Annotated in this window: 17 protein-coding genes; 4 read left to right on the forward strand and 13 right to left on the reverse strand. The window is 62.0% G+C overall.

Annotation, left to right across the window (positions count from 1 at the left end):
• Nucleotides 1–294 precede the first annotated feature (294 nt).
• Nucleotides 295–891 (reverse strand): L,D-transpeptidase, encoded by a 597-nt coding sequence (locus M653_RS0123310; RefSeq protein ID WP_027145511.1) that lies wholly within the window; start codon nt 889–891, stop codon nt 295–297.
• 84 nt (nt 892–975) lie between these two features.
• On the opposite strand from M653_RS0123310, the gene M653_RS0123315 reads away from it, so the two are divergent.
• Together M653_RS0123315 and M653_RS0123320 are read left to right on the forward strand one after the other, a co-directional pair.
• Complete coding sequence (locus M653_RS0123315) at nt 976–1,659, forward strand: response regulator transcription factor (protein ID WP_027145512.1); 684 nt, start codon at nt 976–978, stop codon at nt 1,657–1,659.
• A 116-nt stretch (nt 1,660–1,775) separates the two neighbouring features.
• A complete protein-coding gene (locus tag M653_RS0123320; protein ID WP_027145513.1) occupies nt 1,776–2,231 on the forward strand; it encodes a cyclic nucleotide-binding domain-containing protein in 456 nt (151 codons plus the stop codon).
• Nucleotides 2,232–2,303: 72 nt separating this feature from the next.
• Here the strand turns inward: M653_RS0123320 and M653_RS0123325 are convergent, their stop codons facing one another.
• The 7 genes from M653_RS0123325 to tesB form a co-directional block, all read right to left on the reverse strand.
• A complete protein-coding gene (locus tag M653_RS0123325) occupies nt 2,304–3,110 on the reverse strand; it encodes an exodeoxyribonuclease III (RefSeq protein WP_027145514.1) in 807 nt (268 codons plus the stop codon).
• A 73-nt stretch (nt 3,111–3,183) separates the two neighbouring features.
• On the reverse strand, nt 3,184–3,864 hold the full coding sequence (locus M653_RS0123330; RefSeq protein WP_027145515.1) for an outer membrane lipoprotein carrier protein LolA: 681 nt from the start codon (nt 3,862–3,864) through the stop codon (nt 3,184–3,186).
• Between the two features lie 134 nt (nt 3,865–3,998).
• Nucleotides 3,999–6,656 (reverse strand): DNA translocase FtsK, encoded by a 2,658-nt coding sequence (locus M653_RS0123335; protein WP_027145516.1) that lies wholly within the window; start codon nt 6,654–6,656, stop codon nt 3,999–4,001.
• A gap of 205 nt (nt 6,657–6,861) precedes the next feature.
• Nucleotides 6,862–7,140, reverse strand: coding sequence for a hypothetical protein (locus M653_RS0123340; RefSeq protein ID WP_027145517.1), 279 nt, complete (start codon nt 7,138–7,140; stop codon nt 6,862–6,864).
• A 328-nt stretch (nt 7,141–7,468) separates the two neighbouring features.
• On the reverse strand, nt 7,469–8,824 hold the full coding sequence (locus M653_RS0123345; protein WP_027145518.1) for an ammonium transporter: 1,356 nt from the start codon (nt 8,822–8,824) through the stop codon (nt 7,469–7,471).
• A gap of 31 nt (nt 8,825–8,855) precedes the next feature.
• Complete coding sequence (locus M653_RS0123350; protein WP_027145519.1) at nt 8,856–9,194, reverse strand: P-II family nitrogen regulator; 339 nt, start codon at nt 9,192–9,194, stop codon at nt 8,856–8,858.
• Nucleotides 9,195–9,493: 299 nt separating this feature from the next.
• Nucleotides 9,494–10,354, reverse strand: a complete 861-nt coding sequence (gene tesB, locus M653_RS0123355; protein WP_027145520.1) for an acyl-CoA thioesterase II — start codon at nt 10,352–10,354, stop codon at nt 9,494–9,496.
• A gap of 100 nt (nt 10,355–10,454) precedes the next feature.
• On the opposite strand from tesB, the gene M653_RS0123360 reads away from it, so the two are divergent.
• Nucleotides 10,455–11,714, forward strand: coding sequence for a ubiquinone biosynthesis hydroxylase (locus tag M653_RS0123360; RefSeq protein WP_027145521.1), 1,260 nt, complete (start codon nt 10,455–10,457; stop codon nt 11,712–11,714).
• Between the two features lie 14 nt (nt 11,715–11,728).
• Here M653_RS0123360 and M653_RS0123365 read toward each other — a convergent pair whose 3' ends face one another.
• The 3 genes from M653_RS0123365 to M653_RS0123375 form a co-directional block, all read right to left on the reverse strand.
• Nucleotides 11,729–12,256 carry a hypothetical protein gene (locus M653_RS0123365; protein ID WP_027145522.1) on the reverse strand — a complete coding sequence of 176 codons (528 nt, stop codon included), beginning with the start codon at nt 12,254–12,256 and terminating at the stop codon, nt 11,729–11,731.
• A gap of 142 nt (nt 12,257–12,398) precedes the next feature.
• A complete protein-coding gene (locus M653_RS0123370; protein WP_027145523.1) occupies nt 12,399–12,755 on the reverse strand; it encodes a YciI family protein in 357 nt (118 codons plus the stop codon).
• Between the two features lie 11 nt (nt 12,756–12,766).
• A complete protein-coding gene (locus tag M653_RS0123375) occupies nt 12,767–12,976 on the reverse strand; it encodes a hypothetical protein (protein ID WP_027145524.1) in 210 nt (69 codons plus the stop codon).
• 215 nt (nt 12,977–13,191) lie between these two features.
• On the opposite strand from M653_RS0123375, the gene M653_RS0123380 reads away from it, so the two are divergent.
• Complete coding sequence (locus M653_RS0123380) at nt 13,192–13,617, forward strand: OsmC family protein (protein ID WP_027145525.1); 426 nt, start codon at nt 13,192–13,194, stop codon at nt 13,615–13,617.
• A 67-nt stretch (nt 13,618–13,684) separates the two neighbouring features.
• On the opposite strand, the gene M653_RS0123385 is transcribed toward M653_RS0123380, so the two are convergent.
• Nucleotides 13,685–14,008 (reverse strand): hypothetical protein, encoded by a 324-nt coding sequence (locus M653_RS0123385; RefSeq protein WP_156938255.1) that lies wholly within the window; start codon nt 14,006–14,008, stop codon nt 13,685–13,687.
• Between the two features lie 314 nt (nt 14,009–14,322).
• A complete protein-coding gene (locus M653_RS0123390; RefSeq protein WP_027145527.1) occupies nt 14,323–14,952 on the reverse strand; it encodes a DUF480 domain-containing protein in 630 nt (209 codons plus the stop codon).
• Nucleotides 14,953–14,996: the final 44 nt, after the last annotated feature.

A 14,996-nucleotide genomic window follows, 5' to 3' on the forward strand; every position in this document is an offset into this window, starting at 1 on the left:
GCGATATCGGCGCCGCCCGCAAGGACATCACCCGCGCCATGGACCGCGAGACCGGCCGGCTGGGCCTTCTAGACATCGGCTGGCAGCGAAACAGGAGGGGATAAGGGAGTAGCATTGATGATGCGGCTTGGGCGTGTCTGCTGCTCCTGAAGACCCCCTATTCCCCTATTCCCCTATTCCCCTATTCCCCTATTCCCCTATTCCCCTATTCCCCTATTCCCCTATTCCCCTACCTCACCTATTCCCCTATTCCCCTATTCCCCTATTCCCCTATTCCCCTATTCCCCTATTCCCCTACCTCACCACTCTCATCACCGTCCGGTCCGAGAGCAGCGGCAAAAGCCGCGCCATCGTGCGCGCGGTGACCGCCACACAACCTTCCGTCGGCGTGAAGCCGGGACGCGCCAGGTGGAAGAAGATGGCGCTGCCGCGCCCGCGGCGACGCGGCGCGATGTTCCAGTCGAGCACCAGGCAGGCGTCATAGAGCCGGTCGTCGCGCCGCATGCGTTCATGGCTGGCGCCATAGGGCATCTTGACCGGCCTGTTGTAATTGCGGTCGTCTGGGACCTCGCACCAGCCGAGATCCGGTCCGATCGGCGCCATCGCCAGCCGCGTCCTGCGGCCGGCGGCAAACTGATCCCCCCGAAAATAGCCCGCCAGGATGCGCATCGAAGCGAGCGGCGTTGCGCCGTCGCCTTCCCGCTTGCCGGACGAGATGCCGCCACGCCCCAGCGCGCACGCAAACACCGTTTTGCCGGCCTGCAGCAGGCCCTGGCTTGGGTGGCCGGGCCGCGCCCGCACGGTCATCACGCGCAGCCGTTTTGCCAAAATTGCGCCGGCTGCATTGCGATCGCGTTTTTTCTTGTATGATCGTGCCACGGAACAAATCACTGTGATCGGCTATTGTGCCGGCAAGCTTCCGCATAAATACGCAGCGGTCAACTGAATTCACTTTTCAAAACAACGGATTGATCCATGACCTCACGTACCATCCTGATCGTCGATGACGATGACGACCTGCGCGGCACACTGGTCGAGCAATTGTCCCTCTACGAGGAATTCGACGTGCTGCAGGAATCCACTGCGGCAAAAGGCGTCACCGCTGCGCGTGGCGGGCTCATCGATCTGCTCATTATGGATGTCGGCTTGCCCGACATGGACGGCCGCGAGGCGGTGAAGATCCTGCGCAAGGGCGGCTACAAGGCGCCCATCATCATGCTGACCGGCCACGACACCGATTCGGACACAATTCTGGGTCTCGAGGCCGGCGCCAACGACTATGTCACCAAGCCATTCCGCTTCGCGGTGCTGCTTGCCCGTATCCGGGCGCAGTTGCGCCAGCATGAGCAGAGCGAGGACGCCACCTTCTCGGTCGGCCCCTATACCTTCAAGCCCAGCCAGAAACTGCTCATCGACCCGCGCGGCGGCAAGGTGCGGCTGACGGAAAAGGAGGCCTCGATCATCAAATATCTCTATCGCGCCGACCAGAAGGTGGTGACGCGTGACGTGCTGCTGGAGGAAGTGTGGGGATACAATTCCGGCGTCACCACGCACACGCTGGAAACCCATGTCTACCGTCTGCGCCAGAAGATCGAGCGCGATCCTTCCAATGCTGAAATTCTTGTGACAGAAAGCGGCGGCTACAAGCTGGTTCCTTAAACATTTCACTATCCAATTGGCGGTCTGGACGGGGCCGCTTTCGGGTACGATCCTAGGGGATTCAGGGACCGTACCGCAGAGGAGGGATTGGACTGACCGTTCGGGGACAAAGCTAGATGGCGCTGGATGACGACATCCGCATCCTGTCCGCCGTGAGGCTTTTCGAGGGCTTCACGCAGGAACAGCTGCGCCTACTCGCCTTCGGAGCCGAGACCACTCTCGTGCAGGCGGACCACAAGCTTTATCGCGAGGACGACGTGGCCGACTCGGCCTATGTCGTGGTCAGCGGGCGTATCGTGCTCTATCGCGAGCAGAATGGCGAGCGCATCCCGATCGGCAAAGTCGGTCCCGGCACGATGCTCAGCGAACTGGCGCTGATCGCCGACACCAACCGGCTGACCAGCGCCTCGGCCGAAATCGATTCGGAGGTGATAAGGCTGAGCCGCAAGATGTTCCGGCGCATCCTGGAGGAATATCCGGAACTGGCGGTGAAACTGCACCAGCGCATTTCCGAGGAATTCCACGAGATGATCCGCCGCATCGAGGAACTGGCCCCGCGCTTTTCGGGGTGAGGCTGCCGCAGCAATAGAACTCGATGCTTGGCGCGAAGGATCGCGACGAACGCCTTTTTGTCGGCGAATCTGTTAATCCAAGTCGAAGCGGGCAATGACCGGCACATGGTCCGACGGCCGGTCCCAACCGCGTGCCTGGCGCAGGATTTCATAGCCGGCAAAATCAGGCACCAGGTTCGGGGACGACCAGACATGGTCGAGCCGTCGGCCACGATTGGACGCCTCCCAATCCTGCGCGCGATAGCTCCACCAGGTATAGAGCTTCTGTTCCGATGGCACGTTGAGCCGCATCAGGTCGACCCAGCCGCCGGCCAGCCGCATCGCCTCGAAGTTTTCGGTCTCGACCGGCGTGTGGCTGACCACGTTGAGCAATTGCTTGTGCGACCAGACGTCATGCTCCAGCGGCGCGATGTTGAGGTCTCCGACCAGCACCGAGGCCGACACCTCGCCATGCTCAGCCCGGATGGCGTTCATCTCGGCGACGAAATCGAGCTTGTGCCTGAACTTCCTGTTGATCTCGGGATCCGGCTCGTCGCCGCCCGCCGGAACGTAGAAATTGTGCACCAGGATTGTCTTGCCGCCGGCCCGAACCGTCACCGACAGATGCCGGCTGTCCTCAATATCGCAGAAGCGGCGCTTTTCGACCACCTCGATCGGCCGCCGCGCCACCGTCGCCACGCCGTGATAGCCCTTCTGGCCATGGAAGGCGATGTAGGGATAGCCGATCTTGCGAAAGGCTTTTTCAGGAAAGAGCTCGTCCGGGACCTTGGTTTCCTGCAGGCAGAGCACATCGGGCGCGTACTCATCGAGCAGGCGTTCGATGATCGGCATGCGCAGGCGCACGGAGTTGATGTTCCAGGTGGCGATCGAAAAGGGCATGCGGCAACGTCCGGCGATAGATCGCCGAACTACTGCCAGCCACACGCCGGAAAAACAAGCGAGGCGACGAAGACTACCGTGTCTTGGTGTTCAGCTCGCGGTTGGCCGTATAGTCGATGGCGAAGGTGTCGGGCGCGAAACTGACGCCTTCCTTGGTGTTGAAGATCATCACCGTCGTATCCTTGCCCTGCGCGTCGGTAATCGTCCACTGCCGCAGATCATAGGTTTTCGGGTCGAACATCATAGTGATTCGCGCATTGCCGAAAACCGACTTGTCGGAGAGCTGGATGGTGGTGAGGTCGTCTTCTTCCTTGACGCTCTTGACGCGGTTGCCCGAGAGGTCGATGCGGTCGTCGAGCAGCAGCTTCAGCGGCGTCTTCGATAGCGGATAAAGATCCGACGTGTTTAGTCTCTTGTTGAGGATGGCAACCGATCTGCCGTCGGAAATCACCCGGAAATTCGAAGCCCCGTCATAGTTGAAACGGATCTTGCCCGGCCGTTCCAGGAAGAATTTGCCGCCGGTCTGCTCGCCCTTGGGGCCGAACTGGACGAATTCGCCGCTCATCGATTTGACCGCTGAGAAATGGTCGGCGATCTTTTGCGCCGCCGCGGGCACGGCCGCCTGCGCCGAGGCGAGCAGCTCGAATCCGGGCACCACGTTGAACGCGGCGGCACCCGCGAACACCAGGCCGAAGCCAAGCAACTGGCGGCGTGTCGGGGCAAAATTGCTCAGCGCTGAAAGATCGTTTTTCATATCGGTCACTCTCGTCTGATTCCTGATTTGGTCGCTGTCGTGAACCCCCAGTTGGGCTGAAGTTTGGCAAGGCGATCGCTGCTCAGCCGGTTGAACGCGCCAGAAGGTTCGAAGTTGCCGCGAACTCCCCACTGTCAGAATTTGTCGTCCTCGGTCGGCACCAGGATTTCGCGTTTTCCGGCATGGTTGGCCGGACCGACAATGCCTTCCTTTTCCATCTTCTCGATGATCGAGGCGGCACGATTGTAGCCGATGCCCAGACGCCGCTGGATGTAGCTGGTCGAGGCCTTGCCGTCGCGCAGCACCACCGACACCGCCTGATCGTAGGGATCATCGGAATCCTCGAAATTGCCACCGCCTCCGCCGCCGGAACCGCCCTTGCCGGACGGCTCGTCGTCGTCCTCGCCGTCATCTTCGGTGATGGCGTCGAGATATTCCGGCACGCCCTGCAGCTTCAGGTGCCCGACGATCTTCTCGACCTCGTCATCGGAGACGAACGGCCCGTGCACGCGCTGGATGCGGCCGCCGCCGGCCATGTAGAGCATGTCGCCCATGCCAAGCAGCTGCTCGGCGCCCTGCTCTCCCAAAATGGTGCGGCTGTCGATCTTCGACGTCACCTGGAAGGAGATGCGGGTCGGGAAATTGGCCTTGATGGTGCCGGTGATGACGTCGACCGAGGGACGTTGCGTCGCCATGATGACATGGATGCCGGCGGCGCGCGCCATCTGCGCCAGGCGCTGGACGGCGCCTTCGATGTCCTTGCCGGCGACCATCATCAGGTCGGCCATTTCGTCGATGATGACGACGATGTAAGGCATCGGCTCAAGATCGAGATTCTCGGTCTCGTAGATCGCCTCGCCGGTCTGGCGGTCGAATCCGGTCTGCACGGTGCGCGAGATCTTCTCGCCCTTCTTCTCGGCCTGCTGCACGCGCGCGTTGAAACCATCGATGTTGCGCACGCCGACCTTGGACATCTTTCGGTAGCGGTCCTCCATCTCGCGCACGGTCCATTTCAGCGCCACCACCGCCTTCTTCGGGTCGGTCACGACCGGCGTCAAAAGATGCGGAATGCCGTCATAGACGGAGAGTTCGAGCATTTTCGGGTCGATCATGATCAGCCGGCATTCCTGCGGGGTGAGCCGGTAGAGCAGCGACAGGATCATGGTATTGATGGCGACCGACTTGCCGGAGCCGGTGGTGCCGGCGACCAGCACGTGCGGCATCTTGGCGATGTCGACGATGACCGCCTCGCCATTGATGGTCTTGCCCAGCGCCAGCGCCAGCTTGGCCTTGGTCGTCTCGAAGTCGCGGCTGGCCATGATCTCCCTGAGATAAACGGTCTCGCGCTTGGCGTTTGGCAGTTCGATGCCGATGGCATTGCGGCCCGGTACGACGGCGACACGGCAGGCAATCGCGCTCATCGAGCGGGCGATGTCGTCGGAGAGGCCGATGACGCGCGACGACTTGATGCCCGGCGCCGGTTCAAGCTCGTAGAGGGTGACCACCGGACCCGGGCGAACGGCAATGATTTCGCCCTTGACGCCGAAATCCTCCAGCACGCCTTCGAGCAGGCGCGCGTTCTGTTCCAGCGCGTCCTTGGAAAGACTTGGGTCGCGCGCGACATTCTTCGGTTCGGACAGGAAATGCAGCGACGGCATTTCGAACGTGTCCGAGCCGATCAGCGAGGTCTGCGCCTCGCGCTGGACGCGGGCTCCCGGCACGGGTCGCGCCGCCGGCGCCTCGACCCGGGTGGCGGCATCGGAACGGAACTGCTGGACCTTGGCCGTTGGGGCACGCCGCTGGGCGACGGGCTCGTCGTCGAAATCCATGTCCTCGTCGTCGCGGCCGAAGACATCGTCGTCGGCCGGGTCGACGGAAACACCGCGGTCGTTGACCATGGCGGCGAAGAATTCCGGCTCGACCCGGGCGCGGCCGTCTTGGCTCATGCGGGATTCGGCGAACTCGGCCGACTCGACCCGTTCGGCGGCACGGCGCCAGGCGCTGGCGCGTGGCTCCATCTCCGGTTCGAAGTCGTCGCGCTCCTGCCTGCGGCGCACAGCGCGACGATGCATCCAAGCGCGGAACGAAAGCCACCAATGGGTGATCGCGCCGAGCGCCAGTATGCCTTCGTCCCCCTCGTCCTCGTCATTGTCGAACAGAAGCTCGTCCTCGCGCGGGTCCGCGGCGGCCGGTTCTTCCATCACGGCGAAGCCGTTCTTGCGCCCGATCAGCGCCGCGCCATAGGCGAACAGCCAGAGCGCGGGTGCCGCCAGCAATATGGCGAACACGCTGGCGATCAGCCCGGTCGGATAGCCGCCGATGAGGACACCGGGAATTTTGAGCACCATGTCGCCGAAGACGCCGCCGAGGCCGGTGGGCAGCGGCCAGGTCTTGGGCGGAACGATGCAGCCCGCGATCGCGGCTGCGAGCAGCGCAAAACCGAACCAGAACAGCCCGCGCTTGGGCAGCCTGTCGACGCCGCGCGCCGAAAACAGGAGATAGCCCCAGATGACGGCCGGAACCAGTGCAGCGACCGCCGCAAGGCCGAAGAACTGCATGGCGAGGTCGGAGAAGACGGCGCCGGCATAACCCATGGCGTTGGTGACGATGTTGGCGGTGGCGTGCGAGAAGCTCGGGTCGGCGACGTTCCAGGTCGCGAGGCTTGCGACGGCGAAGGCGGTGAACGCGAACAGGCCGGCGCCGACCAGACGGCCGACCTGGCGCCGCGCGAATGCCTGGATGCCGTGCCCCGTATCGGTCAGCGCGAGCGGTGCTGAAGCCCCTGAACGCATGCTCTTCCCCGTCAGTGATTGCCTGGCCCGAGCGCAGACGCACTCCGGCAGATTCGGATGCCAGACTAGGCGTGGGAAGGTTAAGGGCGCATTAACTATAAGGCTGCGGCGACCGTCCTTTTGACATCGATACCTCCAGTGTCCGCACCATATGAAAATGGCGGGCGCCCTGGCCCGCCATCCATTCGTCGGGTCGGGCAGCGTGTTACTTGTTGGCGCCGCCGAGCATCTTCACATTGGCGCAGAACTCGGCGTGCGGCTTGCTCATCGCCGCATCCTGGCATTCCTTCATCATGGCCTCCTGCTTCTCCTTCGGCATGGCCATGAAAGCTGTCTTGAATTCCGCCATCGGCTTCATGGTTTTCATGCTGGAATCGGTGAAGAACGGCGCCATGTTGTCCGGCTCGTCCAGTGCGCCGGCAAATGCAAAGCCGCTGACCATGGAAAGCGCGAGTGCCCCGAGGCAGATATTCTTGAGGTTCATGAGAAAATTCCTTCCCTGTGTTTCAAAACGCGAGCGTCAGAACGACGGTCGCCTCCACAGTTCGGAGACAGGCTGGTCGATGTTTCCTCGAAAATCTCCTTCACGCGAACGTGATTGCGCGAAGTTGATCTTCACCAGAAGGAATTGCCAAAAAAGAGGCCCGGAGCGATCCGGGCCTCAAGGCGTGAACTCCTTGTGGGAGCGTCACGACGGGATGCTTTTTCAAAACAATTCCAGGAAAAGTGCTTTCGCGGTTTTCTGTTCGGAATTGCGTGGAGATAAGGGACCGGCGGGAGGAGGTTTCCGCCGGTCCCTTGGCAAGGATGCCTTACGGCACCACTTCGCCATGCTGGGAGATGTCGAGGCCTTCGACCTCTTCCTGGGTCGACGGACGCAGGCCGACCAGCGCCTTGACGACGTAGAGGATGACGAAGGTGGCGACCGCCGTCCAAATAATGGTGACGGCGACACCGTAGATCTGCTTACCGAGCGAAGCGCCCGACGAGAGGCTGTTTATCGCCGGGTCGGCAAGCACGCCGGTCAGCAGGGCGCCGACCACGCCGCCGACGCCATGCACGCCGAAGGCATCGAGCGAGTCGTCATAGCCGAACATGTGCTTCACCTTGACCGCCGAGAGGTAGCAGACGACGCCAGCCACGATACCGACGATGAAGGCGCCGGTCGGGTTGACGAAACCGGAAGCCGGCGTCACCGCGACGAGGCCGGCGACGGCGCCCGAGATGATGCCGAGCACGGAAGGCTTCTTGGCGATGATCCATTCGGCGAACATCCAGGCCAATGCCGCGGCGGCGGTGGCAACCTGGGTGTTGAGCATGGCGGCACCGGCAAGGCCGTCGGCCGCCAGTTCCGAACCGGCGTTGAAGCCGAACCAGCCGACCCACAGCAGCGATGCGCCGATGACCGAATAGACCAGGTTGTGCGGCGCCATGTTGGTGGTGCCATAACCTTCGCGCTTGCCGAGAACCAGCGCGCAGACGAGGCCCGCGACACCGGCATTGATATGGACGACCGTGCCGCCGGCGAAGTCGAGAACGCCAGCCGTACCGAGGAAGCCGCCACCCCAGACCCAATGCGCGATCGGCACGTAGACGATCAGCAGCCACAGCGCCATGAAGATCAGCAGTGCCGAGAACTTGAAGCGCTCGGCGAAGGCGCCGGCAATCAGCGCCGGCGTGATGATGGCGAACGTCATCTGGAACATCGAGAAGACGAATTCAGGGATGTTGGCCACACCCGGCAGCCACAGGCTGGCCGTGGTGATGCCGTGGTGGAAGAATTTCGAAGTGCCGCCGAGATAGGCATTCATGCCGCCGCCGTCGGAAAAGGCCAGCGAATAGCCGAACATGAACCACAGCACGGTCACCAGGCAGGTGATGGCGAAGCTCTGCATGATGGTGGCGAGCACGTTCTTCTTGCGCACCATGCCGCCGTAAAACAGCGCCAGGCCCGGGATGGTCATCATCAGCACCAGCGCCGTCGAGGTCAGCATCCAGGCGGTGTTGCCGGTATCGAGCACCGGGGCCGGAGTGGCGGCCGGCGCGGCAGCCGCGGCAGCGGGTGCGGCTTCCTGCGCGAAGGCGGCGACGCTGCCCAACGCTGCAAGAGCGAGCGAGCCCAGCAGGGCCGCCCTTCCCGTCGTCTTCAAGGTGGAAGGAATATTCATTGAACTCTCCATTGGAATACGTGTTCGCCGCTCAGAGCGCGTCGGTGTCTGTTTCGCCGGTACGGATCCGCACCGCCTGGTCGATGCCGAAGACGAAGATCTTGCCGTCGCCGATCTGACCGGTCTTGGCCGCGGCGGTGATGGCTTCGACGGCCTTGTCGACCATGTCTGCCGGGACCGCGACTTCGATCTTGATCTTCGGCAGGAAGGAGACCGCGTATTCCGCCCCGCGATAGATTTCAGTATGTCCCTTCTGACGCCCGTAGCCTTTGACTTCGGTGACGGTCAGGCCCTGGATGCCGACGGCGGTAAGCGCTTCGCGTACCTCGTCCAGCTTGAACGGCTTGATGATTGCCATCACGATTTTCATAAGGTTTCACCCTTTGCTGTTGCGGTCCCCCGCGTTTGCACACCTTCACCGATCCCAAAGAGCCGGAGAGTGCTCCCAAGGATTCAAGCTCCGTGCCAACTGCCGAAGCAGGGTATTAACCCATTGTAAGCAAAGGGATTGGAGCGGCCGGGGCCGGCAGGTGCCTGCGTGTGCGGCGCACCATCTGATTAAAAAATAGGCATTTTTGCGAAATTGCCTACTTTGCCGGCTTTGGGCATGACTACAAACTACGGAACCGGCTTTCGGAAAGAATCTTGCTCAAACAAGACTCGCGATGCTCAACGCTTGAGCCGGATCAGGCCTTCCTGGGCCATCGAAGCGATCAGCGTGCCGTCACGGGCATAGAGTGTGCCGCGGCTGAAACCGCGAGATCCAGAGCTGGAGGGACTGTCCTGTGCATAGAGCAGCCAGCCGTCGAGCGAATGCGGCCGGTGGAACCACATCGAATGATCGAGGCTGGCGGCCTGGATGTCGGGATCGAACAGGCCGCGCCCGTGCGCGAAGGTCGAAGTGTCGAGCAGCGTCATGTCGGAGAGATAGGCGAGCAGCACCGACTGCAGCGCGCGATCATTGGGAACGGGACCGGCAAGGCGGATCCAGACATTCTGCCGGGGCGGCAGCTTATCGCGGCTTTCATAGTGCTGGAGATTGACGGGCCGCAGTTCCAGAGGCCGCTCGCGCGCCCAGAAGCGGCGCACCGCCTCCGGCACCCGGTCGGCGGTTTCGAGCAGCTCGCGCTGCGTCTTCAACCCTTCCGGCGGCGGCACGTCGTCGGGCAGCGCGAACTGGTGCTCGAGGCCCTTCTCGTCGACCTGGAACGAAGCTTCCAGCGAAAAGATCGCCTGTCCGTGCTGGATCGCCAGCACGCGCCGCGTGGTGAAGGAACCGCCGTCGCGGATGCGGTCGACCTCGTAGATGATCGGCACCTTGATGTCGCCCGGCCGCATGAAATAGCCATGCAGCGAATGTACGAAACGGTCCGGCTCGACCGTTCGCTGCGCTGCCACCAGCGCCTGCGCGATCGTCTGGCCGCCGAACACGCGCTGCCATTCCACCTGGGGGCTGCGACCACGATACAGATTGTGTTCCAGCCTCTCGAGGTCGAGAATGCGCAGAAGCTCGTCGATCGCCGCCGTCATGTTTTGTGACCTCGCCGCAAAATTGCTATGGCGGTTTCCGACAGGAAGAACGAGCCGTCAAGGGCGCAGGGCCCCGGTCGGCGCGCAAGGAGCCAGGACAATGGAACGCAAGGCGGACGCAAAGACCAGATCCGGGCTCGATGTCCTCGTCGCCGGCGCCGGCTATGTCGGCCTGGCCGCTGCCGTCTCGCTGAAGCAGGCCCGACCGGGCCTTGCCGTGGCGCTGGTCGATGCGGCGCCCGCCGGTTCCTGGCAAAGGGATGGCCGCGCCTCGGCCATCGCCGCGGCCGCCTGCCGCATGCTCGACCAGCTCGGCGTCTGGGCCGAGATCGCGCCGCGGGCGCAGGCGATCACCGAGATGATCATCACCGATTCACGCAGCGCCGATCCGGTGCGCCCGGTCTTCCTGACCTTCGGCGGCGAGGTGGCGCCGGGCGAACCCTTCGCCCACATGGTCGCCAACGGGGCGTTGAACGGCGCCTTGCGGGTCAAGGCCGAAAGGCTCGGTATCGACATCATCGAAGGCGTCGCGGTGCAAGGTTTTGAGACCAACGGCGGCGGCATCACAGTGCATCTTGCCGACGGCGCCACATTGACGGCACGGCTGCTGGTTGCCGCCGACGGTGTCAATTCGAAACTGCGCGACATGGCTGGCATCAAGACGGTCAAGTGGGAATACGGCCAGTCCGGCATCGTCTGCACCGTGGCGCATGAACGCCCACACAATGGCCGCGCCGAAGAACATTTCCTTCCCGCCGGCCCCTTCGCCACGCTGCCGCTGAAACCCGACGAGGATGGCACCAACCGTTCGTCGATCGTCTGGGTCGAACGGGCGGAAGACGCGAAAGCACTCGTGGAAGGCGACGATCTCGTCTTCGAACATGAACTCGAACAGCGCTTCGGCCTCAAGCTTGGGGAAATCCGCGTCGCCGACAAGCCGCGCGCCTGGCCGCTCGGCCTGACCATCGCGCGCGCCTTCGTCGCGCCGCGCATCGCGCTTGCCGGCGATGCCGCCCACGGCATCCATCCGATCGCCGGACAGGGCCTCAATCTCGGCTTCAAGGATGTGGCCGCATTTGCCGAGGTGATCGTCGAAGCCGACCGGCTCGGCCAGGACATCGGCGCGCTCGACGTGCTGGAACGCTACCAGCAATGGCGCCGCTTCGACACGGTGCAGATGGGCATCACGACCGATGTGCTGAACCGCCTGTTTTCCAACGACATCACCCCGCTGCGCACCGTTCGCGACATCGGCCTCGGCCTCGTCGAACGCATGCCACGGCTGAAGGAGTTCTTCATCCGCCAGGCGTCGGGGCTTTCGGCCGGCACGCCGCGGCTATTGAAAGGCGAGGCGATCTGATCGCCTGTCGCGGGCTAGTTGACCTCGAAGCCGAGCTTCTGGCGCAAGCGCAATATCCTCTGGTCGGATATCTGCAGGCGCTGCTCGCCGCCCTGGGCGACCCGGTTCACCATCTGCAGCAGATCGTTTCGTTCCGCGACGTCGAGACGCTCGCGCAGGAACGGCGCCAGCTTGTCGATCACGACAGTGGCATCGTCGATCTGCGACGCCGCCCACTTGGCATAGATCACCGCCTCATCCGTCTTCTTCTTGTTGGCGATCTCGGAAATCACCGACCGGATGACAGCCTCGCGCTGCGGCAGGATAGGACCGTTCTCGGAGACGATAGATGCAATCAGCGTCGCGGCGGCCACCACCGGATCGTCGATCGCCGTCAGCGGTGAGAGTGCGGCCTGCTTGCGCAGCTTCTTGCGCCTGATGTTGCCTTGCACGCGCCCGACGACGTCGGCGACCTCGCGCGCGGCGTCGTTCATGGCCTTCATCCGGTACCACCACAACGCCGCCGCTCCGAGCACGCCAAGGACAGCAATCAGGAAAGGCATGTCCAAATCCCCCAAGGTCTTGAACGACGATAGGAGAACTCGTGGCTCGCTTCAACACGCAAGAGTTGAGCCCGGCAAAACGGGGGACGTTCGCTCGACCGAACGTCCTCGGTTTCCAAGTGACCGCAACGCATGACGGGGATTATGACCCCGGCACGTTGTAGATCGCGCGCACCTCGATGGAACCGATTTCGCCCAGCGGAATCTCGCCGGCGATGTCCAGCGCCTCGTCGAGATCCTTCGCTTCGATCATGACGAACCCGAGCAGCTGCTCCTTGGTTTCCGCGAACGGGCCGTCGGTGACAAGTCTCTTGCCCTTGCGTCTGCGAACGGTTTTCGAGGTTTTCACCGATTGCAGCGCCTGCGCGATAATCAGCATACCGCGTTGGTCCAATGACCGGTCATGGGCCATCGAATCGGCGTCGAGCTTGGCCAACCGCTCTGTCGTCATGGCATGGAGATCTTTCTCTTCGCCGTAGACCAGGCAAACGTACTGCATGTCCATCTCCCTTATCGTGACGAACCATAGGATGAGGCGATCAGGTTGTCAGCCGGGCCTTTGTCCGCCGCATGATCGAGGAAGCACACCCCGACCCCGATGATGGCGACCGCCACAAGCAGCCGGCCAAAGCCGGACGCCGGCTGCCGCAACAAGTCGATTTCTTGTTCACCTGCCTGGCGGCCGGTGCTTGTCCAGTGAGCAGAAAATAGATTGTTCATGTGAACCTCCATCCGCCACGAAATCCGTGGCCGCTCGCAGGACGGCCGAGGCAGATGCAATTCGACATTTTTGCACGCACATTTTTTTCAGAAATAAAATGCGAACGCCTCAGCCGGCACCTCGTCGAAAGAGCGCAGTGGCCTTCGCGTCTGCCCGCGCTATAGTTGACCGGACGCTGATCGACAGGCTTACCCAATCAACCCAGGAGGACTCCATGGACCGCACCGCAAACGCCGTCTGGAAAGGCAATCTGAAAGAGGGCAAGGGCACGCTCGACACCCAGAGCGGAACCCTGAAAGGCACGCCCTATTCGTTCAAGGCGCGCTTCGAGGACGAAAGCGGCAAATCCGGCACCAATCCGGAAGAACTGATCGCCGCCGCGCACGCCGGCTGCTACGCCATGCAGCTCTCGCATTTCCTGGCCGAGAACGGCACGCCGGCGGCCGAACTCGACGCCAAGGCCGTGGTGACGCTGGTTCCAGGCACAGGCATCACCGGCAGCGCGATCACGCTGGTCGGCAAGGTACCTGGCATCGATGCCGCGAAATTCAAGGAATTGGCCGAGAAGGCCAAGGCCGAATGCCCGGTTTCCCAGGCGCTCGGCGCGATCAAGGTTTCGCTCGACGCCAGGCTTGGTTGATATATGTTCACGTTCCGAAAATGGGGCGCGATTGTTCCATTTTCGGAACTCACGTAGCGGGTTGATCCTATAAGGATCTAAGGTAATCGCCAAGGCTGGTGTCGTTTAAGCCCTTATCCCGCATTTCGTTCATATACATGGAAATTTTGTCGAATTGAGCTTCTTTTGGCTCTCTTTTCGCAGGGATCTCTTGGGAAAAATAGGCTTGAGGCTTCAATTTAAGGCTGGAAACGCGGGATTTTCCCACACGATTACCCACCCGCATCCTTAGATCGACAAATTCACGAATACCTATTTGCTCCAATAAATCATGCTGATCTGGGTCACCACTATTCATCGTCGACACCCGGCCAGCGAGTACCATTAACCCTATATCAACAATGTCATCCAAATCGCGATTAAGATCGTCCTTATATCGATCCTTTAGAAGGTTAACAACTTTTCGAGACGTCGCTCCCTCGGACAAATTATCGGAGTTAGCTAGCTCTTTTGTTATATTGTACAAAGTCTGCTTTACATAAGGTGCTCTCGGTCGACTCGCGATGGGAAATCCTCCCTCAGAATCACTATAGGGTGACTCCGAACTCCGCATCTGGCAACGTCAAACTTGTTATCCCACAAACTTCGCAGCTCGAAATTCTCAACATTAGCTTTCAGAAGACGTTTATTCAGATGCGCCACGCGCAGCATAACGTCACGATTATTCTACGCGCCCAGCGCATCAAGCCGGGCACGAAGGGCTGCGACTTCCTGCTCCAGCGCCTCCACCCTCGCTTCCAGGTCGGAGGCGGGCATGGTCGGCGCACTCCGGTGCGCCGACAGGACGGCAACGTCGACCGGGCCAGCGAGGAGATGCACGTAGCGGTCCTCGCGCTGGCCCGGCCCGCGCGGGATTTCCTGGACCAGCGGTGGCCGGCGGCCGATCAGCATGTCGAGTTCACCGCGCAGGTCTTCGATCGACGAAAACCGCGCCATGCGCTCAGCGCGCGCCAGCAGTTCATGCGCCGTCTGCGGTCCGCGCAGCAGGAGCAGGCCGAGCAGCGCGGTTTGCGGCGTGGTCAGCGAGAAGCGCTGCGCCATCTGATGCTCATAACGCTCCACGCGCGAGCCGAACATCTGCCGCACGAGTCCTTTCTGCTCAAGCAGCTTCAGGGCCCGGTGCACCTCTGTCTGTTCCAGCGCCATGACAGGTTCGCGCGCGGTCTTCTGGTTGGCGGCGGCAAGTGCCGCGTTGAGCGTCAGCGGATAGACGTCCGGCGTCACATCCTTCTTCTCGATCAGGCAGCCGAGCACGCGCGCTTCGACGGGAGAGAGAATGGGAAGGTTTTCGCTCATTGAGATCGCTATCCTTTCGAAAGCCGGAGGGACAACGCGAAGGA

The organism is Mesorhizobium sp. WSM3626, from assembly GCF_000513935.1.
In the GTDB taxonomy this organism is placed as follows: domain Bacteria; phylum Pseudomonadota; class Alphaproteobacteria; order Rhizobiales; family Rhizobiaceae; genus Mesorhizobium; species Mesorhizobium salmacidum.

Excerpts from the sequence above, each read along its gene's own strand:
- M653_RS0123315 (WP_027145512.1), top strand. The coding sequence starts at position 976 with ATGACCTCACGTACCATCCTGATCGTCGATGACGATGACGACCTGCGC.
- M653_RS0123320 (WP_027145513.1), top strand. The coding sequence starts at position 1,776 with ATGGCGCTGGATGACGACATCCGCATCCTGTCCGCCGTGAGGCTTTTC.
- M653_RS0123325 (WP_027145514.1), bottom strand. The coding sequence starts at position 3,110 with ATGCCCTTTTCGATCGCCACCTGGAACATCAACTCCGTGCGCCTGCGC.
- M653_RS0123330 (WP_027145515.1), bottom strand. The coding sequence starts at position 3,864 with ATGAAAAACGATCTTTCAGCGCTGAGCAATTTTGCCCCGACACGCCGC.
- M653_RS0123335 (WP_027145516.1), bottom strand. The coding sequence starts at position 6,656 with ATGCGTTCAGGGGCTTCAGCACCGCTCGCGCTGACCGATACGGGGCAC.
- M653_RS0123340 (WP_027145517.1), bottom strand. The coding sequence starts at position 7,140 with ATGAACCTCAAGAATATCTGCCTCGGGGCACTCGCGCTTTCCATGGTC.
- M653_RS0123345 (WP_027145518.1), bottom strand. The coding sequence starts at position 8,824 with ATGAATATTCCTTCCACCTTGAAGACGACGGGAAGGGCGGCCCTGCTG.
- M653_RS0123350 (WP_027145519.1), bottom strand. The coding sequence starts at position 9,194 with ATGAAAATCGTGATGGCAATCATCAAGCCGTTCAAGCTGGACGAGGTA.
- tesB (WP_027145520.1), bottom strand. The coding sequence starts at position 10,354 with ATGACGGCGGCGATCGACGAGCTTCTGCGCATTCTCGACCTCGAGAGG.
- M653_RS0123360 (WP_027145521.1), top strand. The coding sequence starts at position 10,455 with ATGGAACGCAAGGCGGACGCAAAGACCAGATCCGGGCTCGATGTCCTC.
- M653_RS0123365 (WP_027145522.1), bottom strand. The coding sequence starts at position 12,256 with ATGCCTTTCCTGATTGCTGTCCTTGGCGTGCTCGGAGCGGCGGCGTTG.
- M653_RS0123370 (WP_027145523.1), bottom strand. The coding sequence starts at position 12,755 with ATGCAGTACGTTTGCCTGGTCTACGGCGAAGAGAAAGATCTCCATGCC.
- M653_RS0123375 (WP_027145524.1), bottom strand. The coding sequence starts at position 12,976 with ATGAACAATCTATTTTCTGCTCACTGGACAAGCACCGGCCGCCAGGCA.
- M653_RS0123380 (WP_027145525.1), top strand. The coding sequence starts at position 13,192 with ATGGACCGCACCGCAAACGCCGTCTGGAAAGGCAATCTGAAAGAGGGC.
- M653_RS0123390 (WP_027145527.1), bottom strand. The coding sequence starts at position 14,952 with ATGAGCGAAAACCTTCCCATTCTCTCTCCCGTCGAAGCGCGCGTGCTC.